Source organism: Streptomyces sp. NPDC087787, assembly GCF_044743035.1.
Classification (GTDB): Bacteria; Actinomycetota; Actinomycetes; order Streptomycetales; family Streptomycetaceae; genus Streptomyces.
In genome coordinates this window covers 50,825-72,279 of sequence record NZ_JBIUVQ010000026.1, presented here as the reverse complement: position 1 = coordinate 72,279, position 21,455 = coordinate 50,825, and the positions used below count along the sequence as shown (strand labels likewise).

At 69.5% G+C, this 21,455-nt stretch carries 28 protein-coding genes; 16 read left to right on the top strand and 12 right to left on the bottom strand.

What is annotated here, in order from left to right; all coding sequences use genetic code 11:
• Positions 1 to 39 precede the first annotated feature (39 nt).
• Complete coding sequence (locus ACIOWN_RS31155) at positions 40 to 657, bottom strand: LysE family translocator (protein ID WP_362348770.1); 618 nt, start codon at positions 655 to 657, stop codon at positions 40 to 42.
• A 130-nt stretch (positions 658 to 787) separates the two neighbouring features.
• On the opposite strand from ACIOWN_RS31155, the gene ACIOWN_RS31150 reads away from it, so the two are divergent.
• The 5 genes from ACIOWN_RS31150 (at position 788) to ACIOWN_RS31130 (ending at position 4,401) form a co-directional block, all read left to right on the top strand.
• Positions 788 to 1,240 (top strand): Lrp/AsnC family transcriptional regulator, encoded by a 453-nt coding sequence (locus tag ACIOWN_RS31150; RefSeq protein ID WP_362348769.1) that lies wholly within the window; start codon positions 788 to 790, stop codon positions 1,238 to 1,240.
• A gap of 410 nt (positions 1,241 to 1,650) precedes the next feature.
• Positions 1,651 to 2,595 (top strand): PP2C family protein-serine/threonine phosphatase, encoded by a 945-nt coding sequence (locus ACIOWN_RS31145; RefSeq protein WP_401984006.1) that lies wholly within the window; start codon positions 1,651 to 1,653, stop codon positions 2,593 to 2,595.
• Between the two features lie 39 nt (positions 2,596 to 2,634).
• Positions 2,635 to 3,045: a VOC family protein gene (locus tag ACIOWN_RS31140; RefSeq protein ID WP_362348765.1), complete on the top strand. Its 411-nt coding sequence runs from the start codon at positions 2,635 to 2,637 to the stop codon at positions 3,043 to 3,045.
• 154 nt (positions 3,046 to 3,199) lie between these two features.
• Positions 3,200 to 3,718 carry a helix-turn-helix transcriptional regulator gene (locus tag ACIOWN_RS31135; protein WP_401984004.1) on the top strand — a complete coding sequence of 173 codons (519 nt, stop codon included), beginning with the start codon at positions 3,200 to 3,202 and terminating at the stop codon, positions 3,716 to 3,718.
• Positions 3,718 to 4,401, top strand: coding sequence for a glyoxalase (locus ACIOWN_RS31130; RefSeq protein ID WP_362348762.1), 684 nt, complete (start codon positions 3,718 to 3,720; stop codon positions 4,399 to 4,401). Before ACIOWN_RS31135 ends, ACIOWN_RS31130 begins: the two co-directional genes overlap by 1 nt.
• Here the strand turns inward: ACIOWN_RS31130 and ACIOWN_RS31125 are convergent.
• Both ACIOWN_RS31125 and ACIOWN_RS31120 read right to left on the bottom strand, forming a co-directional pair.
• Positions 4,360 to 4,584 carry a hypothetical protein gene (locus tag ACIOWN_RS31125; RefSeq protein ID WP_362348760.1) on the bottom strand — a complete coding sequence of 75 codons (225 nt, stop codon included), beginning with the start codon at positions 4,582 to 4,584 and terminating at the stop codon, positions 4,360 to 4,362. The genes ACIOWN_RS31130 and ACIOWN_RS31125 overlap by 42 nt on opposite strands.
• A gap of 66 nt (positions 4,585 to 4,650) precedes the next feature.
• The gene (locus ACIOWN_RS31120) at positions 4,651 to 5,067 is read right to left on the bottom strand and encodes an ester cyclase (protein WP_362348758.1); all 417 of its coding nucleotides are present in this window, start codon (positions 5,065 to 5,067) and stop codon (positions 4,651 to 4,653) included.
• A 71-nt stretch (positions 5,068 to 5,138) separates the two neighbouring features.
• On the opposite strand from ACIOWN_RS31120, the gene ACIOWN_RS31115 reads away from it, so the two are divergent.
• Both ACIOWN_RS31115 and ACIOWN_RS31110 read left to right on the top strand, forming a co-directional pair.
• Entirely contained in the window at positions 5,139 to 5,282 is a 144-nt protein-coding gene (locus tag ACIOWN_RS31115) for a hypothetical protein (RefSeq protein ID WP_362348756.1), read from the top strand.
• A 367-nt stretch (positions 5,283 to 5,649) separates the two neighbouring features.
• Entirely contained in the window at positions 5,650 to 6,156 is a 507-nt protein-coding gene (locus tag ACIOWN_RS31110; RefSeq protein WP_401984002.1) for a DinB family protein, read from the top strand.
• A gap of 114 nt (positions 6,157 to 6,270) precedes the next feature.
• On the opposite strand, the gene ACIOWN_RS31105 is transcribed toward ACIOWN_RS31110, so the two are convergent.
• Complete coding sequence (locus ACIOWN_RS31105) at positions 6,271 to 6,642, bottom strand: hypothetical protein (RefSeq protein WP_401984000.1); 372 nt, start codon at positions 6,640 to 6,642, stop codon at positions 6,271 to 6,273.
• Positions 6,643 to 6,793: 151 nt separating this feature from the next.
• Here ACIOWN_RS31105 and ACIOWN_RS31100 point away from each other — a divergent pair, with 151 nt between their 5' ends.
• The gene (locus tag ACIOWN_RS31100) at positions 6,794 to 7,849 is read left to right on the top strand and encodes a protein kinase family protein (protein ID WP_362348751.1); all 1,056 of its coding nucleotides are present in this window, start codon (positions 6,794 to 6,796) and stop codon (positions 7,847 to 7,849) included.
• Between the two features lie 14 nt (positions 7,850 to 7,863).
• On the opposite strand, the gene ACIOWN_RS31095 is transcribed toward ACIOWN_RS31100, so the two are convergent.
• From ACIOWN_RS31095 to ACIOWN_RS31085, 3 genes are all read right to left on the bottom strand, one after another.
• Entirely contained in the window at positions 7,864 to 8,031 is a 168-nt protein-coding gene (locus ACIOWN_RS31095; protein ID WP_362348749.1) for a hypothetical protein, read from the bottom strand.
• A gap of 129 nt (positions 8,032 to 8,160) precedes the next feature.
• Positions 8,161 to 8,310: a hypothetical protein gene (locus tag ACIOWN_RS31090; protein WP_362349145.1), complete on the bottom strand. Its 150-nt coding sequence runs from the start codon at positions 8,308 to 8,310 to the stop codon at positions 8,161 to 8,163.
• A gap of 118 nt (positions 8,311 to 8,428) precedes the next feature.
• On the bottom strand, positions 8,429 to 9,091 hold the full coding sequence (locus ACIOWN_RS31085) for a M15 family metallopeptidase (RefSeq protein WP_401983998.1): 663 nt from the start codon (positions 9,089 to 9,091) through the stop codon (positions 8,429 to 8,431).
• A gap of 285 nt (positions 9,092 to 9,376) precedes the next feature.
• On the opposite strand from ACIOWN_RS31085, the gene ACIOWN_RS31080 reads away from it, so the two are divergent.
• The 3 genes from ACIOWN_RS31080 to ACIOWN_RS31070 are packed head-to-tail and all read left to right on the top strand — an operon-like array spanning position 9,377 to position 11,564.
• A complete protein-coding gene (locus tag ACIOWN_RS31080; protein ID WP_362348745.1) occupies positions 9,377 to 10,045 on the top strand; it encodes a metalloregulator ArsR/SmtB family transcription factor in 669 nt (222 codons plus the stop codon).
• Positions 10,042 to 11,229, top strand: coding sequence for a cysteine desulfurase family protein (locus ACIOWN_RS31075; RefSeq protein ID WP_401983997.1), 1,188 nt, complete (start codon positions 10,042 to 10,044; stop codon positions 11,227 to 11,229). Before ACIOWN_RS31080 ends, ACIOWN_RS31075 begins: the two co-directional genes overlap by 4 nt.
• Positions 11,226 to 11,564: a sulfurtransferase TusA family protein gene (locus ACIOWN_RS31070; RefSeq protein WP_362348741.1), complete on the top strand. Its 339-nt coding sequence runs from the start codon at positions 11,226 to 11,228 to the stop codon at positions 11,562 to 11,564. Before ACIOWN_RS31075 ends, ACIOWN_RS31070 begins: the two co-directional genes overlap by 4 nt.
• Positions 11,565 to 11,579: 15 nt before the next feature.
• Here ACIOWN_RS31070 and ACIOWN_RS31065 read toward each other — a convergent pair whose 3' ends face one another.
• Together ACIOWN_RS31065 and ACIOWN_RS31060 are read right to left on the bottom strand one after the other, a co-directional pair.
• Positions 11,580 to 11,765 (bottom strand): hypothetical protein, encoded by a 186-nt coding sequence (locus ACIOWN_RS31065; RefSeq protein ID WP_401983995.1) that lies wholly within the window; start codon positions 11,763 to 11,765, stop codon positions 11,580 to 11,582.
• Between the two features lie 65 nt (positions 11,766 to 11,830).
• Complete coding sequence (locus ACIOWN_RS31060; RefSeq protein WP_362348737.1) at positions 11,831 to 12,109, bottom strand: hypothetical protein; 279 nt, start codon at positions 12,107 to 12,109, stop codon at positions 11,831 to 11,833.
• Between the two features lie 311 nt (positions 12,110 to 12,420).
• Here ACIOWN_RS31060 and ACIOWN_RS31055 point away from each other — a divergent pair, with 311 nt between their 5' ends.
• Entirely contained in the window at positions 12,421 to 13,758 is a 1,338-nt protein-coding gene (locus ACIOWN_RS31055) for a hypothetical protein (RefSeq protein WP_362348735.1), read from the top strand.
• Positions 13,759 to 13,931: 173 nt separating this feature from the next.
• Here the strand turns inward: ACIOWN_RS31055 and ACIOWN_RS31050 are convergent, their stop codons facing one another.
• Entirely contained in the window at positions 13,932 to 14,129 is a 198-nt protein-coding gene (locus tag ACIOWN_RS31050; protein ID WP_401983993.1) for a hypothetical protein, read from the bottom strand.
• 651 nt (positions 14,130 to 14,780) lie between these two features.
• Here ACIOWN_RS31050 and ACIOWN_RS31045 point away from each other — a divergent pair.
• Complete coding sequence (locus ACIOWN_RS31045; RefSeq protein WP_362348731.1) at positions 14,781 to 15,161, top strand: TraR/DksA C4-type zinc finger protein; 381 nt, start codon at positions 14,781 to 14,783, stop codon at positions 15,159 to 15,161.
• A 492-nt stretch (positions 15,162 to 15,653) separates the two neighbouring features.
• On the opposite strand, the gene ACIOWN_RS31040 is transcribed toward ACIOWN_RS31045, so the two are convergent.
• Positions 15,654 to 18,020 (bottom strand): M4 family metallopeptidase, encoded by a 2,367-nt coding sequence (locus tag ACIOWN_RS31040; protein ID WP_401984049.1) that lies wholly within the window; start codon positions 18,018 to 18,020, stop codon positions 15,654 to 15,656.
• Positions 18,021 to 18,497: 477 nt separating this feature from the next.
• Between ACIOWN_RS31040 and ACIOWN_RS31035 the strand changes: the two genes are divergently transcribed.
• Positions 18,498 to 19,916, top strand: coding sequence for an MFS transporter (locus ACIOWN_RS31035; protein ID WP_401983991.1), 1,419 nt, complete (start codon positions 18,498 to 18,500; stop codon positions 19,914 to 19,916).
• A gap of 6 nt (positions 19,917 to 19,922) precedes the next feature.
• The gene (locus ACIOWN_RS31030; protein WP_401983990.1) at positions 19,923 to 20,189 is read left to right on the top strand and encodes a hypothetical protein; all 267 of its coding nucleotides are present in this window, start codon (positions 19,923 to 19,925) and stop codon (positions 20,187 to 20,189) included.
• Positions 20,190 to 20,311: 122 nt separating this feature from the next.
• Here ACIOWN_RS31030 and ACIOWN_RS31025 read toward each other — a convergent pair whose 3' ends face one another.
• Positions 20,312 to 20,458, bottom strand: a complete 147-nt coding sequence (locus ACIOWN_RS31025; protein ID WP_362348726.1) for a hypothetical protein — start codon at positions 20,456 to 20,458, stop codon at positions 20,312 to 20,314.
• A 124-nt stretch (positions 20,459 to 20,582) separates the two neighbouring features.
• Here ACIOWN_RS31025 and ACIOWN_RS31020 point away from each other — a divergent pair, with 124 nt between their 5' ends.
• On the top strand, positions 20,583 to 21,455 hold the full coding sequence (locus ACIOWN_RS31020; RefSeq protein ID WP_362348724.1) for a xanthine dehydrogenase family protein subunit M: 873 nt from the start codon (positions 20,583 to 20,585) through the stop codon (positions 21,453 to 21,455).

Below are 21,455 nucleotides of genomic sequence, written 5' to 3'. Positions count from 1 at the left end.
CGCCGCCAGGGCCGGCCACGGGAAGCCGCGGCCTTGGCGCTACGTGAGCAGTCGCTCCACCAGCAGCAGGACACCGGTCACGATCATCGCGGCTCCCGAGAAACGGGTCACTGCTGAGGCGACGGCAGGACGTGCTCGCAGCACCCGTCGCGCGGCGGTGCCCACGCCTGTGTAGACGACGGCGCAGTTCGCGGTGTGCACCAGGCCCAGCACAGCGATCTGAGCCATGAGCGGCCAACTCGCGCCACGGGCGACGAACTGTGGCAGGAGGGCCAGGAACAGCAGCAGAGCCTTCGGGTTGAGCCCGCTGATGCCCGCGCCCCTGGCGGCCCGTCCCAGCCAGGAGCCGACGCTCTCGTCCTCGGCCGCCTGGGGCGTCGACGGGGATGTCACGGTGGTGATTCCAAGGCAGACGAGGTACACCGCGCCGACGGCGGTCAGCACGGTCAGCACCAGTGGTGAGCGGGCCACCAGCGCAGCCACACCCGCCGCGACCACAAGGGTCAGTACCACGTAGCCGGCCAGCAGTCCGCCGACGGCGGGCACGATCGTCCGATGCCGCAGTCCAGCCGTGATCGCGTAGGCCCAGTCCGCGCCCGGGACGAGCACCAGCAGCAAAGACACCGTCCAGAAGGCCGTGACACCGGCGATCGCCATCTTCTCACCTCGCTAGCTGCGCCGGTCCGCACGAGGTCCCGGCTTCCTGAAGGGAAGGCTAGACGGGCTTGCGCGGAAGGTGCTTCCAATCTCTTTCCGGTCTCCGCGGAAGTGTGGAAGAGTCTTCCTCATGGACGACGTCGACCGGAGAATCCTTGCCGAGCTGCAGCAGGACGGACGTTTGACCCTCACCGAACTCGCCGAGCGGGTCCGCCTGAGCATGTCCCCCTGCCACCGCCGTCTCCGTGCCCTGGAACGCTCCGGCGCGATCGCCGGCTACCACGCCCGGCTCGACGCCGCCGCTCTCGGCCTGACCTTCGAGTCGCTGGTTTTCGTCACCATGCGCTATGAGGACCGCGAGACCGTCGCGGCCTTCGAGGCGGCCGTCGCCGGCATTCCCCACGTCATCCAGGCCCAGCGGCTGTTCGGCGACCCCGACTACCTCCTGCGTGTCGTCGCCCGTGACCTGGAGGCGTACCGGCAGCTCTACGACGAGCGTCTCGCCACCCTGCCCGGTGTCCAGCGCCTCAGCTCCACTCTTGTCATGGCGGACGTCGTCTCAGCCCGCCCTCTGCCCCTGTGACACGCGAGTGCCGCAACCACGCGAGCAGACTTGGGGTGAAAGCGGCGCCAGGCTCGGGTGAAAGGCTGAGCAGTAGGGCGGCATGACACCACGACCGGAAGGACGGAGGTGGCGGGCGTGGCTCTGCCGGACGGCGACGAATGGCTCACCGGGATCCTCAGTGAGGGCCACATGCGCGGCTTCGATCAGCTGCCCGCGCTGGTGGCCAGGCATGCGGCTCGGGCGGGGATGAGCGATGCGCGCGTCTTCCTTCCGGACCTGCGCCGGAAGCTGCTGCGGGAGGTCACGGCCAGGGCCTCGACGCCGGCGCCGGTGGTGAGACCTACGACGTCGACGGCACCCTGCCGGGCCGGGCGTTCGCCGGCAGCCAACTCCTGCCGGGCGGCGACGAGGAGCCGCGCCGGTGGTGGGTGCCGATCCTTGGCGGCACCGAGCGGCTCGGCGTGCTGCGGGTCGATCTCGCCCCGGGAGCCGGGCCCGAGCGAGCAGCCGTGCTGGCCTCGCTGGTCGCGCTGCTGCTGACGAGTAAACGTCCGCACAGTGATTCCTACGCCCGTCTGGTGCGCACCGAGGCGATGAACGTGGCCGCCGAGATGCAGTGGAACCTGATGCCTCCGTTGTGCTTCGCCAACGACGCCGTGACAATCGTGGCGGCAGTGGAGCCCGCCTACGCGATCGGTGGTGACGCCTTCGACTACGCGGTCGCAGGCGACCAGATACACCTGGCGGTCTGGGACGCCGTGAGACACGACAGCCGCGCCGGACTGACGGCCAACCTCGCGGTCGCGGCCTGTCGTAACCAGCGCCGCCAGGGCAGCGACCTGGTGGCCACCGGTGAGAAGGTCGAGGAAGTCCTGGTCGAGCACTTCGGCCACAGCACCTATGTCACCGCCGTCCTCGCCCGTCTTGACTCCACCACCGGAGTCCTGTCCTGGAGCAACCGCGGCCACCCGGCGCCAGTCCTGATCAGAGGCGGGCGGTGGATCACCACGTTGAGTTGTCCACCCTCGCACCCGCTGGGGACCGAACTGGACGTTCCCGCCACCCTCTGCCGCGAGCAACTGGAACCCGGAGACCGCATCGTGCTCTACACCGACGGCGTCACAGAGGCACGAGACCGTTGCGGCCATGAGTTCGGCCTGGACGGCCTCACCGACTTCATCGTCCGCCACCACGCCGACGGCCTGCCGTTCTCCGAGACGATGCGACGTTTGATGCACGCGATAGTGGACCACCACGCCGGGCAGCCGGCCGACGACGCCACCGTGCTCTGCCTGGAATGGCTGGGGCCCAGCCGCAACACCGAGCTTCGCCCTCGAGAGAACTCAACCCCTGTCCCGATCGATCAGGAATAGAGAAGCGCGACGCCCAGGGCCGCCTCTAATCTGGCCGTCATGAACGTCACCATTCACGCGACTTCCCTCCCGCACGACGACCCGGATGCGTCGCTCGCCTTCTACCGCGACGTCCTCGGCTTCGAGGTCCGCAGCGACGTCGGGCAGGGGAAGATGCGCTGGATCACGGTCGGCCCGGCCGGTCAGCCCGACACGTCGATCCTTCTGGCGCCGCCGGCTGCCGACCCGGGAATCACCGAAGACGAACGCCGCACCATCACCGAGATGATGGCCAAGGGCACCTACGGCTGGATCCTGCTGGCCACCCCGGACCTCGACGCCACGTTCGAGAGGGTGCAGGCCGGGGACACCGAGGTCGTGCAGGAGCCGACCGAGCAGCCGTACGGTATCCGCGACTGTGCCTTCCGCGACCCTGCGGGCAACCTCGTCCGCATCCAGGAGCTTCGCTGAGTCGTGCGGGTGCCGATGAGCCCGTGCGGTCCGGCAGCGCCGCCGCCCGTGAGGAACGCGGCGGCGCACCACCGCCGAGGTGCCGGCCTTTCCGGCCGCCCGCACCGGGGCACTCGTGGACGTCGATGAAAGACGAAAAAGGGGGAGTGTGCCCATGTGCCGGCCCGAGTGGCGGCGAGCACGCGTCCAGGCGCAGCGCCTGGCCGATCTCGCGCGGCTGCGCCGCGTCCGGGACCGGATCGACAGGGAGTACGCGCAGCCGCTGAACGTGGAGGCGCTCGCCCGGGACGTGAACATGTCCGCCGGGCACCTGAGCCGGTCGTTCCGGGCAGCCTACGGTGAGTCACCGTACGCGTACCTGATGACGCGTCGCATCGAGCGCGCGACGGCGCTTCTGCGGCGGGGCGACCTCAGCGTCACCGAGGTCTGCTTCGCGGTCGGCTGCGCGTCGCTGGGCACGTTCACCACCCGCTTCACCGAGCTCGTCGGCATGCCGCCCGGGGCCTTCCGACGGCAGGCGGCGGAGCTGGCCGGTCATGCCGGTGCTGTGGGCGCGTCCCACGACGGGGGTTCTGCGATCACGGTGGAGGGGATGCCGGCGTGTGTGGCGAAGCAAGTGACAAGACCGGTCAGGAATCGAGAAGCGCCGGCTCGCGACCAGCCCCTAGCGTGATGGTCATGGCAACCACGACTTCCCCCGCATCCACCACGTCCATCGCCTCCGTCATCCTCGAGGTGGCCGACCCCGAGGCTGCCCACCGCTTCTACACCGCCTTCGGAGTGGACACGTACGTAAGCCTGCGGGCGTCCGAGGAACACTCCACCGGATTCCGCGGCTTCACCCTGGCGCTCACGGTGGCCCGGCCGGCCACCGTCGACGGCTTCATCGACGCCGCCATCGACGCGGGCGCCACGGTGCTGAAGTCCGCCGCGAAGTCGCTGTGGGGCTACGGCGGCGTCGTCCAGGCCCCGGACGGGACGATCTGGAAGGTGGCGACCTCGGCGAAGAAGGACACCGGCCCGGCCACTCGCGAGATCGACGAGGTCGTCCTCCTGCTCGGCGTCGAGGACGTGAAGGTCAGCAAGCAGTTCTACGCCGGCCGCGGTCTGACCGTGGCCAGAAGCTTCGGCGGCAAGTACGCCGAGTTCGCCTCCGGCGACTCCAGCCCCGTCAAGCTGGCGCTGTACAAGCGCCGCGGCCTGGCCAAGGATCTCGGCGTCTTCGACGACGGCACCGGCTCCCACCGCGTCGTCCTCGGCACCGCCGCCGACCCTTTCACCGATCCGGACGGATTCACCTGGGAGACCGCCGGGTCAGCCGCCCCCGAGGCGCCCACGGCGCCCGCATCGTCCTGACGCCGGATCGGCGAACCTCAGGATCTCCGACGCGTCGGGCCAGGCCTGGTGGACGGCGAAGGGCATGTCGAGTGCGGCGTAGCAAGGGCCGGCCTCGGGGGAGGCGCTGTCGACCAGGGGCTCGGCCAGGGACTCGACCACGAGGGTGGCGTAGTCGCTGACGACGTCGCCCGCCCGCTGCATGGGTAGGCGTCTTACCCGGTTGCCGTCGCGGAGATCGCGGGCAGTGCCGCGCATACCTGGACTCGGTCAGTGGTCACGCTCGCGTTCCTCGGGAAACTCGTCGCCGTACATCGGCAGGCCGCTCAGGGACTGCTCGCGGGTGGCTTCCACCTCGATCACGTCCCAGTGCTCGGCGAGGACACCGTTCTCGAGGCGGAGGAAGTCGACGGCGATCCACGGGGCGGGCTGGCCGCGCCCGGAGAACCGGCCACGCACCATGACCATGTCCCCCTCGGCCATGATCAGTTCGCATTCGTGCCGCAGATCCGCCGGGAAGCTCCTCACGAGGTCGAAGAGACCCTCGCGGCCGGGTGCGATGTGGGCGCTGTGCTGGATGTAGCCGGGGGACCAGAACCGCTCGGCGGCGGCGTAGTCCCGCTTGTTGAACAGCGCGTCGAACGCTTCGCGGACGATGGCCTTGTTCCTGTCCTCGACGGTGCTCATGAGGTGGTCACCCTCTGTCTGGTTCTTGTGGAGGCGGGGTGTCTCGTTGATGCTTCCCACGGTCCGGGCCAGTGGCGTCCGCCGATGCGGTACTGCGCCAAGAGCCCGAGGGCCGCGGCTGCGACGACGGCGCCGTAGCCGAGGACGGTCCCGAGCAGACTGGCCGGAGCGACCTGGGGCCCGCGCTGACGGCCGGAATGCCGAAGCTCAGGTAGGCGACCAGGCAGACGGATGGGAACAGCCCGCCCTCCGGTGCGGCACCTCGATCTCGATGAAGGCCGTCGCCCCGTTCGGCAGGCCGCTGCGGAGGCCCGGCAGGTCCCGGACGATGGTGGGCACGAGTCCCATGAACAGACCGCCCAGGATCCACGCGGCCAGTTCGGTGAAGGCGATGCCCGACGGGCGCGGGCAGTTCGGCCGCCCCGACCGCCCCCTGCAGGACCAGTAGCGAGCGGCGGGCGTCGACGGCCGTCGGTGCCGCGTCCGCCTGGCGGAAGACATCGTTGAAGACTGGGTGGAGCAGGTTGGGTCCGTCGATAAATGCCTCGACATCGGTCGCGGTGATCGGGGACGCTTCGCTCGATGACCAGAATCGACGACACGCCGCCCGCGTGGGACGAGCGCACCCAGCTCACCACGTTCCTCGACTACGCACGTGACACCGCCCGCGCCAAGTGCGATGGCGTCTCTGCGGAGAACGCACGCAAGGCACTCCTGCCGGGCTCACCGCTGATGACCATGAGCGGAGTGATCAACCACCTCCGCTGGGTCGAGTACTACTGGTTCCAAGTGGTCTTCCTCGGCGAGGAAGACCGGGGCCCCTGGACCGACGAGGACCCCGACCGCGAGATGCGTATCGCCGTCGACTTCCCGCTCACGCAGTTGCTCGACGAATACGCTGAACAGAGCGCCGACCACCGTGAACTGGTCGCCGGGAACGCCCTGGACAAGCAGGCCCAGCGAGCCGTCCGCGACGGCCTCCACGTCGATCTGCGCTGGATCCTCCTCCACCTCACCGAGGAGACGGCCCGCCACAATGGCCACCTGGACATCCTGCGCGAGATGCTCGACGGCACGACCGGCGACTAGGACCTCTCGTTTGGATCAGGCCGGATCAGGAAGCGGGGTCTGGTGCCGTGCCTCGCAACGCCGCGAGGTGCGGTGCCAGGGCCCGCGAGCCCGGCATGATCCAAACGAGAGGCCCTAGACCCGGCGGAGATCATGGCCGGAGCCAGAGTCGGATCGAGGCGACGGCGACGGTGCCGTGGAAGATGTAGCCGCGCTTGGGAGCTGCGCGGCGAGCAGGGCGATCAGCTCGTCGCGCCAGCGGCGGACGGTGGACTCGGACAGGTTGTTGCCGCCGGCCATGTCGGCCAGGCGCTGGTCGTGCCACAGCACGGTCAGGACGATCACCGCGATCCTTCCGGGCGGCAGGATCCGCCACCAGGACCGAATCATCTTCAGATGACGTCGCAGCAGACCGGCGAGGTGGCTGACGGTGCGCGTGGACAGCGGTGAACGGCACTGGTAATTGAGACAGCAGGAGCTCTCGGCAGGCTCTTCGGTTCTCGTCACGCAGCCTCAACGGCACCTGAAGGAACCCCAGTTACGCCACATCTCACCGGCTCCGACGTGGCAGGGTGGCCTTTGGATCCGTGCCGGTGTCTGCTGGAGCCGTTGGACAAGAGGCGGGGCACGGTTGGAGGCGTGAGTGAAGGGCCCTGATATGTCCCGCCGTGAGCGTCTGGCCGCCCATGGCGCCGTTTCCACGTCGCTGGCGCTGCGCAGTGACCGCAGCCTGCGTGAGTTCGTGGACGCCGGCGCTCCGCTGGGGTCGGGCATCGGCGGGAAAACGGTCCTGCTGGAGGTCGAGGGAACTCGGGTCTTCGTCAAGCAGGTACGGCTGACCGATCTGGAGCGACGGCCGGAGCATGTCCACTCCACCGCGGATCCCTTCGGACTCCCGGCCTTCTGTCACTACGGCATCGGTACCATCGGCGGCCCGGGGTTCGGGGCTTGGCGGGAGTTGGCCGTGCACACCATGACGACGAACTGGGTGGTCGCGGGAGACTACGAGGGCTTTCCCCTGATGTACCACTGGCGAGTGATCCCAGACTCCGGACAGCCGCTGCCCGGGGAACTGGCCGATGTGGATCGAGCTGTCGCCTACTGGGGAGGCGGATCAGCGGTTCGCCGGCGGATCGAAGCCCTCCAGCAGTCCACGGCAAGCCTTGTGCTGTTTCTGGAGTACATCCCGCAGAACCTGCATGACTGGCTGGGCGTCCAGATCGGGGCCGGCGACGAGGCGGCCGAGCGGGCATGCGCCATGGTCGACGACGAGCTGAAAGCCGGCATCTCGTTCATGAACGCCCGCGGGCTCCTGCACTTCGACGCCCACTTCGAGAACATCCTCACCAACGGCCGACAGCTCTTCTTCACCGACTACGGCCTCGCGATCTCCTCACGCTTCGACCTCACACGGGACGAGGCCGACTTCTTCGACCAGCACCGCGCCTACGACCGGTGCTACGCCGTCACCCACCTGGTGAACTGGCTGGCCGTCGCTCTCTACGGACACACACCGAAAGAACGCGAGGCGTTTGTGAATGCGTGCGCCCAAGGGATGCCCCCGGAGGGGGTTCCCGCGTCGGTCGCGGCGCTTCTTGTCCGTTACGCACCGGTCGCCGCGGTGATGGGCAACTTCTATCGCGCGTTTCAGCAGGAGAGCCGAGCAGCTCCCCATCCGCTGGCGGCGATCTGTCGGATGGGGCGAAGTACGTGATCAGCAGCAGCAAGTCACAGACGGGTGGTGAACCGGCCGTCGGGTAGCTTCCGCAGCCAGCCGCGGTCGACGCGTCTGACCAGCTTTCCGCGCGGCGGTTCCAGCTCGGCCCGGACATTGACGTCCACTCCCAGCATCTCGCCGACCTGCCGAGCCATGACCGGTCCGGCGGCCTGCTGCACACCGCGAGAATGCGCTGGTAGTCCGGCGGAAGCAAGCTCTCCTCCACATCGGCCTTCCGATCGCCACGGCGGCAGCGTCTTTGATGTGACGGCCCAGGCGAGAGCCCCGTAGACGGCCCGGATGCCGTGCTACTGCGCCAGGTCGGCGAGCCGGCTCAGCTGCTCGGCGGCGAGGTCGTCGTCGTTCAGAGCGAGCGGGGAGACGCTGGAGCAGACGAGGACGGTGTCCGCGCAGAGCCGCCGCACGCCCTCGAGCTTGTGCCGGGCAGAACGCCGCACGTCACCCCGATGTCCTGGCCGCCCAACGACGCGAACGCGTCCGCGTCCGCAGCGAGAAAACCATCCGCCGGACTGACCGGCCATCGTGTGACCGGTCAGTCCGGCAAGGCCGGGCGGGTCAGTTGTACGCGCCGACCTCTTTCGGGCCGTAGAGGGCCGCGGCCTCTCCCGTGATCAAGGCCCAGTAGCGGTCCCCGAAAGACCAGTGCCACCACTCCGTTGGATAGTTCACCAGCCCTGCAGCCGTGAGTACCGCACCCAGCAACTTCCGGTTTGCGCGGGCCTCCTCGCTGATGTTGGCCGCATGGGTGTAGCAGGCACCCACGCTCTCCTCCGGGTCCGCATTCATGCGCGTGCCCAGATCCAGTTCCTGCCCGCCGGCGTCGGCCAGAGTGAGGTCGACGGCCGCACCAGCGCTGTGCGGCGCGATGTCAGGTGGTGACACATACCGGCTCGCCGCCGAGTGGATCTGCTCGGCGGACCAATCGAGGTGGGTAGCCCGCAGCTGCTCGGCGTACTCCTCGAAGTACTGCCGCTGAACAGAAGGAGGCCGGTACCCCTCGACGAACAGCAGCCGCAGGCCCTGCGGAAGCATCGCCTGGGCTTTGATCAGCCGTTCCAGCACGCCTTTTCGCACATACGCGAAGGCATCTGCCGGCCCCTGCTCGCGTGTATCGACCAGCAACGAGTCGCCGCGTCGGACGTCCACAAGACGTTCACCGCACTCGGCGACAGGTATGGCAGCGACCTTCGGATCCGACATCAACACGATCTGAGTCATGACGCGATCATCCCGCAGGGCTCAACCCGGCGAACGCAAATCCGTCGTCAAGGACATCCCGATGGAGCGGAAGCTTCTGAGGATGTTCGAGTAGAGAGCTGCGATGCCTGCGGCGAAGCGGATCTGCTGAGGCCCCCGCATAGAGTGCGGTCCGCGATGACGCCGGTCCCCGTACACGACCACGGGCATGGGGACCCGCGGCCTCCGGGAGGGTCAGTCACGCTCGGTTGCCCGTGGCTACCCGATAGGCTATTCCATAGAACCATGGAAAAAAGGGAAGGGATCATGGCGTCCAAGGAGTCGAAGGCGCAGCTGTACGAGGCGTTTGCAGCCAGCGGGAAGGCTCTGGCCAGCGGGAAGCGCCTGGAACTGCTCGACCTGCTCGCCCAGGGCGAGCGCACTGTCGACGCGCTCTCCAAGGCGGCGGGCCTGAACCTGACCACCGCCTCCTCCCACCTGCAGACCCTCAAGCAGGCCGGGTTCGTCGCCACCCGCCGCGAGGGCGTACGCATCCACTACCGGATCGCCGGAGACGACGTCGCCCAGCTGCTCGCGCTGCTGCGCAAGGTCGCCGAAACCCACCAGGCCGCCGTCCCCACCGCCCGCGACGCCTACCTCGGCGACGGCGCCGAACCGGAGGTCACCCGCGAGGAGCTGACCGCCCGCGCGGACGCCGGACAGCTGGTCCTGCTGGACGTGCGTCCCCTGGAGGAGTACGAGGCCGGGCACATCCCCGGCGCCGTCTGCATCCCCGTCGAGGAACTCGCCGGTCGCATCGGCGAACTCCCCGAAGACGCCGACGTCGTGGTCTACTGCCGCGGCGAATACTGCGCCCTGGCCTACGACGCCGTCCGGCTCCTGAGCGACTACGGCCGCCGCGCCATCCGCCTCAACGACGGCATGCTCGAATGGCGCCTGGCCGAGATGCCCGTCGTCGCCGGAGCCCTGGCGTGACCCACCGGACCCCGCCGCCGCATCCAGGCCTTGCCAACGGCCCCGTCTACCTCGACTACAACGCCACCACCCCCGTGGACCCCCGCGTCGCCGACGCCATGTTCCCCTACCTGACCACCCACTTCGGCAACCCCTCCAGTACCCACCCCTACGCCGCCGAGCCCCGTCGCGCCCTCGCGGCAGCGCGTGCCCAGGTCGCCGGCCTCATCGGCGCCCGACCCGGCGAGATCGTCTTCACCGCCTCCGGCTCCGAGGCCGACCTCCTCGCTCTGCGCGGCGCCGTCCTCGCATCCCGCCGCCCCCGCCCCCACGTCATCACCCAGGCGACCGAGCACCCCGCCGTCCTGGCCACCTGCCAGGCCCTCACGCGCCTGCATGGCGCGCGCGTCACCGTGCTGCCCGTCGACCATGACGGCGTGCTCGACCCCGCCGCGCTCGCCGAGGCCCTCGATGAGGACACCGTCCTGGTTTCCGTCATGGCCGCGAACAACGAGACCGGCACCCTCCAGCCCGTCCGTGAACTGGCCGAGACCGCCCACCGGGCCGGCGCTCTCTTCCACTGTGACGCCGCCCAGGCCGCCGGGAAGATCCCCCTCGACGTGCGCGACCTCGGCGCCGACCTGCTCACTCTCGTCGGCCACAAGATGTACGCGCCCAAGGGGGCCGCCGCCCTCTGCATCCGCGACGGCATCGAACTGGAGCCCGTCGTCTACGGCGGCAGCCAGGAAGCGGGCCTGCGCGCCGGCACCGAGAACGCCGCCCTCGCCGTCGCCCTCGGCGCCGCCGCTCAACTCGCCGCCGACGACCTCGCAGGCGGTGCCCCGGCCCGAATCCAGTCCCTGCGCGACGAGCTCCACGCCCGCCTCACCGCCGCCCTGCCCGGTCGGCTCCGCCTCAACGGCCCGGCCGCCCGGCGGCTACCGAACACGCTGAACATCAGCATCGACGGCACCCGCGGACACGACGTCCTCGCCGCGGCACCCACCGTCGCCGCCTCCACCGGCTCCGCCTGCCACAGCGGCACCCACACCCCCTCACCCGTCCTGACCGCCATGGGCTACGACCCCGAACGGGCGCTGGCCGCACTCCGGCTCACCCTCGGCCGCTGGAGCACCGCCGACGACATCACCGCTGCGGCCGACGCCCTCACCCGCGCCGTCTCCACCACCGCGAGCAGCCGATGACCACCACCGGGCCCTCGGGCGAACCATCCCCGGCCGAACTTCGCAGTGAAGCGGACCTCACCGTCGACGGCGCCGGGCTGCTGTGTGTCACGCTGCTGCTGAAGCTGCGTGCCGCCATCGGCGGGGCCGCGCCCGGAACCCTCGTCCACGTCGTCGCCACCGACCCCGCGGCCCCCCTCGACCTGCCCGCCTGGTGCCACATGACCGGCCACACCTACCTCGGCCCCCTCCCCAGCGGCACCGAGCAGGCCGAGCACACGGTGTACGCGCTCCGCATCAGCGCCGACGCACATGCCACCAGACCCGACGCTCCCTGGCACACCACCCTGCCCTGACCACGCCGACTGCGGTTACCAGCTCAGCAGGTCCGCCACGAACGGCAGCAGGTGACCGGCGGCGAACCGAGCGCCGCCCAACGGGCGCCCGGCCAGGCCCGCGCCGAGTTCACCGGCCTGGTTCTGGGCGACTGCGGTGGGCAGTTGGCGCCGCGGGACGATGTGCGGCAGTGCGGCGAATCCCGCGAGCTGGAAGAACACGAAGCACACGCTGATCCCCGGCACAGTCAAGCTGAGGCAGCTGTCTTTGCGCTCGTGTGCGTAGTTCAGCCAGCGGGAAGGTCTGCTCGGTCTCTGCTCCGTCGGCTGCGGATCTCGCTCAGCGCCAGGACGATGGCCGCGAGGGTGAGGGGGAAGGAGAGGGCGCCGGCAATCTGGGTGATGCCGAAGGCGCGCAGGAGGCTCGCGCCGAGCGCGATCAGGAACAGGGACAGGGGGAGGCATCTGCGCCACGCGGGAAGGTCCCGCATCCGGGCAACAGCGAGCGAGCACCAGAGCGTGAGACAGAAGACCGTGATGCCCACGGCGGCGGTTGCGATCAGCACAAGGAGACGTCTCTCTGGGGAGTCGGGGCGTTCCCTTCGAGCGCGGGGCCCATGCGGCAGGGGAGGGATGGCCCTACGGAGCGTCTCAGCGGGGGCACCATTCTATTGGTTGCGGATGTGGCGGAGCGACAACCCGACAGCACAGCCGGTCCTTGGCTTCGGTGGGTTGATGGACGTGTGTGCCAACTGGTCGGTGTTGTTGTGCAACCGTCAACTCTTCTTGATCGTCTTGGGAGTTGTGGCCTGGCGTGGGCCGCTGATCGGCGCCCACGTCGGCTGCGTGACCTGACCGTCTCTCACCTGGAGATGTCATGAGAGCTGACTCCGTGCGCCGCGTACTGCGGCTCGGAGCCTGTACCACGCTCGCTGCCGGACTCGTCGCCGTGGGGCTCACCACTGCTCCTGCGTTCGCTGAGACCGAGCCGGAGACCGACCAACTCTGGATCACTGCCCCGTACGAGCCGAACCTGCCGCTCGGCATCGACGGCGGGACACCGTTGACCCGCACGCTCGATGTCAGGCTCAACCACGACAACGACCATTTCGTGGTGACCGATGGCCGCCTCACGGTGGACGCTTCCGGTCTCGCCGGGGTCGCCGAGATCACCTGGCCGGACAACTGCACGCCGAGCGGCGCTACCGCGGTGTGCGATGTGCCCGAGGTGCCGGCGACCGGGAACACCGGCGGCGAGGTGCATCTGAAGGTCCGCGCGGCTGACGGGGCGGCCGTCGGGGCGCGGGGCCGTATAACCTTCAAGGCGACGGCCACCGCCGGCCCGGCAGGTACGCTCACCGCCCACCGGGACAGCACCACGGTCACGGTCGCGTCGGGACCCGACCTCGGGATCACGGCCGGCGGCGCCATCGACCACGTCCTGCCGGGCAGCAAGCAGACGCTCCCGTTCACGGTCACCAACTACGGCAACGAGACCGCGCACGGCTTCACCATCAGGGTGATGGCCTCGTACGGGGTGCGATACGTCAACCGGTACGACGCATGTGTCTATACGACGTCGAGCGGGGACGGTTATGCCCCGATGTCGTTCGCGGACTGCACCTTCGATCAGGATCTGGCCCCGGGCGCCTCCTTCGAGCTGCCCGAGCCGCTGCGGATCGCATTCACCCGGCACGCGCTCCAGGAGCGGGTGGACATCTGGGCGCAGCCGGTCGGCGCGACCGACCTGGGGGGCTACGACGATTACGTGGCGCTGCCGATCGGTGCCGACAACACCGCCGACTTCTCGGTGACCGGCGCGGCGGTCACGGGCGCCGCGGGCGAGACGGTCACCGCGTCGCTCACGTTCAAGAACAACGGGCCCGGCTGGCTGGGCAACCTGGGCTCCGGGGACCCGGTCGCCGCGGTCCGGCTGATCGTTCCGCCCGGCACCACGGTCACGGGCGTGCCGGCGGGTTGCGGCCCGCGAACCCTCTCCGGCAGCTACTACCCGAACCGCACGGGCGCCCCGCGCTACGACTGCGCGCTGCCGTACTGGGTGCTGGAGAACACGGAGCGCTCCTTCGCGTTCAAGCTCCGGATCGACACGGTGGTGCCTTCAGCGACAGGTGAGGTCAGCATCCATCCGCCGTTCGGCGAGTTCCTCCACGACCCGGACCCGACGAACAACACGGCCGTGCTCACCGTGAACTAGCGCCTACCAGAGGCATGTTGTCTCAGCGCGTCGCGCGGGTCTTCTCCGCGCGACGCGCCACCCCCTTTGCGCCACCCCGGGAGAGGTCTTCAGGGGTCGACTCGCGGGCTGTGCTCGAAGTGGCCGGCCGGACCTGTCCGGTCACTGACTACGCTGCCGACTTCACAGTCAAGTCACCGTTGCTTGTCGACAGATCGGCGGTACTTGCCGGACGGGTCGTTCTCGAACGTCACGTCCTTGTCCCCGTTGTAGCTGTTCGCAGAGATCTGGTACTGGGCAGGCGGTGTGGTGACCCTGCGGCTGCCGCTGGTGGTGCGAGCCTTGACGTGGTCGACGCCGCACTTCCTGCCGCAGCCGGACAGCGCGCTCACCTCACCCCCACAGGAGGGGGAACCGGCGCGCAAGGATTCTGCCCCCTTGTCGCCGCGGCCGGCCCGACCACGCAGCCGGCCATAACCCCACGTCCAGGTCCCGTCTGGCGGATCACGAGGCGGTCGTTCGCGGTAGGTCTTCAGGCGGGCGGTGCTCGGCTCCCCCTTGCCGGGCGAGCCCGCCTGGCGCATGTTCCGCTCGTGGGTGATGGTGGCGCCAAGGACGGCTCGCTGTGCGGTGTGGTGCCTGGCCGAGCGGGCCGGCTCGCGCATCGCGGAGAGCGACGGCACGCACGCGGTGCCGGTCTCACGGCCTCAGGCTGCCACTGCTCCTGAGAACAAGACCCCCGACGCGGACTGGTTCGAGATCGCCGTCATTCACCACACCGACTGCGGTTCGCGCAGTTCCCACCAGCCGGCTCCCTCCACCCGCACCAACGTCGGCATGATGATCGACCGTGCTGTTGTGACTCGCCAAGGCCCTCGCGCTGCTCACCGACAGCTGGATGCGCCTGCTCGCAGACGGCGGGACGTAGCCGGCACCGTCGTCCCGGCAGTGGAGCGAACCCGTCCCCCGGACACCGCGGCATTCGGCTTGGTGGCGCTGCTGGTCTCCGAAATACGAACCCATGGCGCCGACGTTGCCCCTCTATGAGCAATTCATGCAGAAACGCCCTTTTCTCCCCGCCGCAGTGTGAGTCCTTTCGCAGGCTGCTGGCGGCCGAACGTGCCGGCACGAGCGTGCAGATCGCGGCGTTGAGCCGTGACTTCGATGGAATCGTCGAGGCGAACGCCCTGGTCGCAACTGATGACGAGCACGATCCAGAGGGGTCGAGCACCGCTTTCGAGCGGGCCCATGTCGCCGCCTTGCTGGCGCAGGCGCGCGACCATCTGACCGATCTGGATCGGGCGCTGGAGCGGTTGAAGGAGGGCGACTACGGACGATGTGAGGGCTGTGGCGAGCCGATCCCGACCCAACGCCTGGAGGTGCGCCCGGCGGCGCGCACCTGCGTACGCTGCGCCGCAGGATGAGCCTTCCCGTGTGCCGAACACAGTCCGGGCCCCCACCTCCGGACCTGTGGGTGCCGGCAACTCCGTCGCCCATGCTGAGCTGCGGCGTCAGGGTCACGATGTGATCGCCTCGAAGGTGCTGGTGAGCCCGTCGGAGCACGTTTTGGGTAGCGTGGCGTTCCGTCTGTTCTGCCGGTTCGGCTGCCTTCTGCTCGGCCGGCTGCGGCACGGTCAACCAGCCGGGGTTCGTGACCGTCGCGGCCCGGGCTGTGGTGCGCGGGGCCCGTGGACCACTCTCCCGTGGCTTGACACCGCTGTCACAGCGGAGCAGGACAGTGGCTGCTGCCGGAGACGATCGGGGTCGTCCCCATCGTGTGTGTGGTGGTGGCGCCGACGCCCAGCCCGGTGGTGCCCATCATCCACGGGACGACTGGCCGCGGGGCGCACGAGAAGGACCGGCAAGCGTGCCGTGGGGACCGTCCCGGCGGACGGCCCCCACGGATGGAACACAGGTCAGCTGACCGTCAGGGCGGTGTCATCGACGACGAAGCCCGTGTAAAGGATGGAGTCCTCCACACCCGTGAACTTCAGGGTGACCGTGGAGCCCGCGAACGAGGACAGGTCGAAGGACCTCAGCTGGTAACCGGGGGCGGCGTTGAGGTTCGAGTACGTCGCCAGCGTGGTCGACCCGGCGGTCACCGTCAGCTTGTCGTACGCGGAGCCGGTGGTGGACTCCGCGGTGTCGATGTGCAGATAGAAGCTGAAGGTCGCCTTGCAGCCGGCCGGGATCGTCACCGACTGGGACAGCGTGTCGGTGTGCGTGCTCCCGTACCCGGCGAGCCAGGCCTTCCACGAACCGCTGCGCGCCGGCTGGCTCTGGTTGTTGTCGATCACGCCGCTGGTCGTGGTCCAGACGGTGTTGCCCGACTCGAAGCCCGGGTTGCCCAGCAGCTGGGCCGAGGTGCACGAGCCGCCGCCGGAGGCGCTGACCGTCCAGGTGAAGGATGCCGAGTCGGACGAACCCTTGCTGTCGGTCGCCGTCACCTTGGTGTTGTACGTGGTCGCCGTGGTCGGGGTGCCGGAGATGGCACCGGTCGAGCTGTCGATCGACAGACCGGCCGGCAGACCGGTCGCGCTGTAGGTGAGCGCTCCGCCGTTGGTGGTGGAGGCCGAGATCTGCAGGCTCACCGCCTTGCCCACGGTGGAGGACTGGTCACCGGGGTTGGTGACGGTCACGCCCGAGGACGGCGGCGTGATGTGGCTGCCGACGTTGATCCCGGCGAACGCGTTGCCCACACCGGCGTACTGGGTGGAGTTGGTGCCGTACAGCGCCGCGGCGGCATTCAGGGCGGCGGTGCGGGCACCGGCGTAGTTGGTGCTGGACGTCATGTACGTGGTCAGCGCCTTGTACCAGATCTGCAAGGCCGCAGCCTGGCCGATGCCCGTGACGGCGACGCCGTCCGAGGTCGGGCTGTTGTAGCTGACGCCGTTGATGGTCTTGGCGCCGCTGCCCTCGGCGAGCAGGTAGAACATGTGGTTCGCCGGACCGGACGAGTAGTGCACGTCCTTGCTGCCCACGCTGGAGGACCAGTAGTCGGCGGAGGCGCCGTCCTTGCTGGGCTTGTCCATGTAGCGCAGCGGGGTGCCGTTGCCGTTGATGTTGATCTTCTCGCCGATGAGGTAGTCACCGGGGTCCGAGGGGTTGTTGGCGTAGAACTCCACGCCGGTGCCGAAGATGTCGGAGGTGGCCTCGTTCAGGCCGCCGGACTCACCCGAGTAGTTCAGCTTGGCGGTGTTGGCGGTGACGCCGTGGCTCATCTCGTGGCCGGCGACGTCCAGCGAGGTCAGCGCGTGCGTGTTCCCGGAGCCGTCGCCGTAGGTCATGCAGAAGCAGCTGTCGTCCCAGAAGGCGTTGACGTAGTTGCTGCTGTAGTGGACCCGGGAGTAGGCCGCGACACCGTTGTTCTTGATGCCGTTGCGGCCGAAGGTGTTCTTGTAGAAGTCCCACGTCGTCTGGGCGCCGTAGGCGGCGTCCGCGGCCGCGGTCGCCGTGTTGGACCCGGATCCGTTGCCCCAGACGTCGTTGGAGCTGGTCATCAGGGTGCCGGTGCCCGAGGTGCCGCCGTTGAGGGTGTTCGTCTTGTGGCCGCCGCGGGTGGTGTCGTACAGCTGGTACGTCGAACCGGACAGCGTGGTGTCCAGCGTCACCGTGCCGCTGTACTGGGTATTGCCGGTGCCGGTCATGACGGACTCGAAGCGGTTCAGCTCGTCGCCGGTGGTCGCGTCGGTGATGACATGCAGCTTGCTGGGCGTGCCGTCGTCCTGGAAACCGCTGACCACCGTCTCCCAGGCGAGCTTCGGGGTACCGTCGCCGGCCCAGATCACCTTGCGGGCGCTGTCCGTCGCGGGCTTCTCGGCGTCGAGGGCCCTGGCCGTCTTCAGCGCCTTGGTCTCGGCGGCCGACTTGGTGATCGCCGCGGTGGTGGTGGACACCTTGAGGGAGCGCTTGTTGTTGAAGGTGGTGCTCACCGTGCCGGACGCCTCGGAGGCCGGCGGGGTGTGCACGACCAGGTCGCCGCCGAGGACGGGCAGACCGTCGTAGGTGCGCTCATAGCGGGTGTGCAACGTACCGTCGTTGTCCTTGACGACGTCCTTGACGACCAGCTTCTCCTTCGAGCCCAGGCCGAGGGAGCGCGCCGTCCGGGCCGAGTTGTCATCCGCGCTCTTGATCAGCGCGGCGCGCTGGGCGCCGGTGAGCTTCGCCTGCAGCGCGCCCGTTCGCAGGGCACCGGTGTGGGGGGCGGGTTTGGCGGTCGCGGGGACGGTCTGAATGCCGAGGACGAGCAGGGCGGTGGACGCCACCAGAGCGCCTGCCGCCATCGCCCGACGGGGATTGTGTCTCACTCGTACTCCTCCTGCTGCGGCCGCGAGTCCTGCGGCCGTTGAGAGACCGGGCAGACGGGACGTGCTGTCCGGAACGAGCTGAACGGTGCGTGGGGAACCGTCACACCGCGACGGTCCGGTCGTGGCTGGAGGAAGAGTGACAGCATTGATCGGTTCATGTCACTCGGCAGACGCCGATTCGAGGGTTATCCCTCACCGCCCCCGGTGCCGTCCGGCGGCACCCCGAGCAGGAGCCGGCATGTACGAATGCGCTCGGCCGCGCCTCACCTTCGGGAGGGCGCCGTCAGCCCACGCGTGGACGTAGTCGCGATCCGACGGGTCGCGCTCCTGAAAGCGGCGTGGACGCCCGCCCGGCACCGGGGCGGCGACAGCCGGGCTCCTTCAAGCTGGCCCATACGTCCCTTATTGTGGTTTTTGACGCAAGATCTCCGCGGGCAGGATGGAGTTGGGGCCGTGACGTTCGCGGAGTCGGACGGCGGCGGTCGGTCCATGCCCTCCCCCGAGTCGGCCCCGAAGTCCCAACCACGGTCCTGGGCACCGCTGCTGGCGGTGTGCACCGGGTATTTCATGGTGATCCTGGATGTGACGGTGATCAACGTCGCCGTGCCGGTGATCGGCCGGGAGCTGTCGGCCTCGCTCACCGGCATCCAGTGGATCACCGATGGGTACACGCTGGTCTTCGCCGGTTTCCTGCTGACCGGTGGCGCGCTGGGCGACCGGCTGGGCAACCGCCGCGTCTTCTGCTCGGGCGTGGCGGTGTTCACCCTGTCCTCGGCCGCGTGCGCGCTGGCGCCGAACGCCCCCTTCCTGGTGGTGGCTCGCCTGGTGGAGGGGCTCGGCGCGGCGCTGATCGTGCCAGGGTCCCTGGCCCTGCTTCAGCAGGCCTACCCTGCGCCGGCCGCACGCTCGCGCGCCTTCGGGCTGTGGGGTTCGATGGCGGGCATCGCGGCCTCTGCCGGGCCGCTGCTGGGCGGGCTGCTCGCCTCCACGGTGGGTTGGCGCTGGGTGTTCCTCATCAACCTGCCCGTCGGTGCGGCCTGCCTGGTGCTGACGCTGCGGCATGTGGCACGCTCGCCCCGGCACGCCGCGCGACGCCTGGACTGGCCGGCGCAGTGCGCCGTCGTGACGGCGGTGGCGCTGCTGACCGCGGCGCTCAACGAGGCCGGACGGCGGGGGTGGTCCGCTCCGGCTGTTCTCGCCGGGCTGGGGCTGGCCGGGCTGGCCGCCGCGGCGTTCGCGGTGCGTGAGCGGCTGGCCCGGTCTCCTGCCCTTCCGCCGAGCCTGCTGCGGTCTCGTACGATGATCGGCGGAGCCGTCATCGGCCTGCTGTTCAACTTCGGTTTCTACGGCATGGTGTTCACTGCCAGCCTGGAATTCCAGCACCAGCGCGGCTTCAGCGCCCTCGGCACCGGACTGGCCCTGTTCCCGGCGGTGGCGATGACCATGTTCGCCTCCGTCCTGTCCGGGCGGCTGACCCGCCTCACCGGCGATCGTCCGCTGGTGATCACCGGCATGCTCGTGGCCGCTCTGGGCCTGGCCGGCTGGGCCTCATCGGGAGCCGACCCCGCCTACGCGGTGCTGGTGGCCCCGATGATGGCCGCGGGGTTCGGTACCTCCTTCGCCCTTACCGGTTCAACCGCGACCGTGATGGGCGCCGCGCCCCCGGCGTATTCAGGGGCCGCCTCCGCCCTGTTCAACACGACTCGCCAGGTCGGCAGCGCGACCGGCGTAGCGCTCGGCGGCAGCCTGCTCGCCACGGCCACCCACTACAACACCGGGCTGCGCACCAGCATGGCCATCGGCGCCCTCGCCTACCTGACCGCCGCAGGCCTGGCGTGGCTGTGCGTGCCGGCGAAGCCCAAAGGAACGTAGCGCGTCTTGTACCAGCCCTCGAACGACTCGAAGACCGCCGTGCGGGCGACGGACCTGCTCTGCCGGGGACGGTCGCCGAGCAGTTCGTTCTCCAAGGTGGCGCAGCTCGTCACCGCGGATGCGGGGCGACACCAGATGGGATCGGTCCCGGAGGGACGGCGCGGCAGCCGCCGGCAGCGGCCGGAGCGCGACGTCGGCCAGCCGGTTCTCGACCAGCGCACGTATCTCGTTGCCGGCGGCCACCCCCAAGCAGGTCTCGGTCCTGCGCCCTGAGCGGTCGGCGAAAGCCCCCACGAGCGAGGGGAGCGCGAACTCGGCCGGGGTGCTCGTGGCGACTACCCGAAGCTCGTCGGGCGCACCCCGTGCCGCCCGTACCGCCGCCTCGGCATCCGCGCTCAGCGCGACCACTGCGACGCGACCGGCAGCAGCCGCGCGCCCGCGGGCGCCAGACGCATTCCACCGCCGCCGGTGCGCCGGATGAGCGGATCGCTGCAGTGGGTGCGCGGCGCGGTGAGCGCCTGCGACACGGCCGACTCGCTCATGCCCAAGGCGCGCGGCCTATCAGATTTTCCTACGTTTAGATGGATAAGTGAATGCTTATCGACCTCTTGCATGGCCGGTGCGGAAAAGCGCAGTCTGAAGAGCACAGCGTTTCAGGAGGGCCCGATGCAGGTTCCAGCTGCCTTCCAGTACGAGACGGCCACCAGCGTTGAGCACGCGATCGAGCTGCTCACACGCTACGGCCCCGAGGCTCGGGTGGTGGCGGGCGGACACAGCCTGCTGCCGATGATGAAGCTGCGGCTGGCTCAGCCCGAAACCTTGATCGACATCAACGGCCTCGGCGAGCTGGCGCTGATCCGGGTGGACGGGCACGACCTGACCGTCGGAGCGATGGTCCGCCACGCGGAGCTCCTCGCCTCACCGGTCGTCGGCGAGCACTTCCCCATCCTGCGGGACGCGGAACGGGTCATCGCCGACCCGCTCGTACGCAACCGCGGCACCGTGGGCGGCTCGCTGTGCCAGGCCGATCCGTCGGAGGACCTGTCCGCGGCGTTCTCTGCGCTGCGGGCGACTCTCGTCGCTCAGGGCCCCGGCGGCAGGCGCACCATCGGGATCAGGGAGTTCTTCCTCGGCCCCTACGAGACCGCGCTGAACGAAGCGGAGCTCCTGGTGGAGATCCGCGTGCCCATCCGTTCGCACGCCAGCGCGTACCGCAAGGTCGAGCGCCGGGTCGGCGACTGGGCGGTCGTCGCCGCGGGAGCGGTGCTGGAGATCTCCGACGGGGTCATCACCGAGGCCGGGATCGGGCTGACCGCGGTGGGTGCCCCACGGTTCGTGTCCGAGCAGGCCGAGGACTTCCTGCGCGGCGGACGGCCGGACGACGAGGGCTTCGCGGAGGCAGGCCGGATCGCCGCGCGGGAGTGCAGGCCGACGGCCGACCAGCGCGGCCCGGTCGACTACAAGCGGCATCTGGCCGGGGAGCTCACCACGCGGGCGCTGCGCGTCGCCGCCGCACGTGCCCAGGGGCAGGAGGCGTGA

Bases quoted from the DNA above. Each gene is read 5' to 3' on its own strand.
- ACIOWN_RS31155 (WP_362348770.1), bottom strand. From the start codon at position 657: ATGGCGATCGCCGGTGTCACGGCCTTCTGGACGGTGTCTTTGCTGCTG.
- ACIOWN_RS31150 (WP_362348769.1), top strand. From the start codon at position 788: ATGGACGACGTCGACCGGAGAATCCTTGCCGAGCTGCAGCAGGACGGA.
- ACIOWN_RS31140 (WP_362348765.1), top strand. From the start codon at position 2,635: ATGAACGTCACCATTCACGCGACTTCCCTCCCGCACGACGACCCGGAT.
- ACIOWN_RS31135 (WP_401984004.1), top strand. From the start codon at position 3,200: ATGTGCCGGCCCGAGTGGCGGCGAGCACGCGTCCAGGCGCAGCGCCTG.
- ACIOWN_RS31130 (WP_362348762.1), top strand. From the start codon at position 3,718: ATGGTCATGGCAACCACGACTTCCCCCGCATCCACCACGTCCATCGCC.
- ACIOWN_RS31125 (WP_362348760.1), bottom strand. From the start codon at position 4,584: ATGCAGCGGGCGGGCGACGTCGTCAGCGACTACGCCACCCTCGTGGTC.
- ACIOWN_RS31120 (WP_362348758.1), bottom strand. From the start codon at position 5,067: ATGAGCACCGTCGAGGACAGGAACAAGGCCATCGTCCGCGAAGCGTTC.
- ACIOWN_RS31110 (WP_401984002.1), top strand. From the start codon at position 5,650: ATGACCAGAATCGACGACACGCCGCCCGCGTGGGACGAGCGCACCCAG.
- ACIOWN_RS31100 (WP_362348751.1), top strand. From the start codon at position 6,794: ATGTCCCGCCGTGAGCGTCTGGCCGCCCATGGCGCCGTTTCCACGTCG.
- ACIOWN_RS31085 (WP_401983998.1), bottom strand. From the start codon at position 9,091: ATGACTCAGATCGTGTTGATGTCGGATCCGAAGGTCGCTGCCATACCT.
- ACIOWN_RS31080 (WP_362348745.1), top strand. From the start codon at position 9,377: ATGGCGTCCAAGGAGTCGAAGGCGCAGCTGTACGAGGCGTTTGCAGCC.
- ACIOWN_RS31070 (WP_362348741.1), top strand. From the start codon at position 11,226: ATGACCACCACCGGGCCCTCGGGCGAACCATCCCCGGCCGAACTTCGC.
- ACIOWN_RS31055 (WP_362348735.1), top strand. From the start codon at position 12,421: ATGAGAGCTGACTCCGTGCGCCGCGTACTGCGGCTCGGAGCCTGTACC.
- ACIOWN_RS31045 (WP_362348731.1), top strand. From the start codon at position 14,781: ATGAGCAATTCATGCAGAAACGCCCTTTTCTCCCCGCCGCAGTGTGAG.
- ACIOWN_RS31040 (WP_401984049.1), bottom strand. From the start codon at position 18,020: ATGGCGGCAGGCGCTCTGGTGGCGTCCACCGCCCTGCTCGTCCTCGGC.
- ACIOWN_RS31025 (WP_362348726.1), bottom strand. From the start codon at position 20,458: ATGAGCGAGTCGGCCGTGTCGCAGGCGCTCACCGCGCCGCGCACCCAC.
- ACIOWN_RS31020 (WP_362348724.1), top strand. From the start codon at position 20,583: ATGCAGGTTCCAGCTGCCTTCCAGTACGAGACGGCCACCAGCGTTGAG.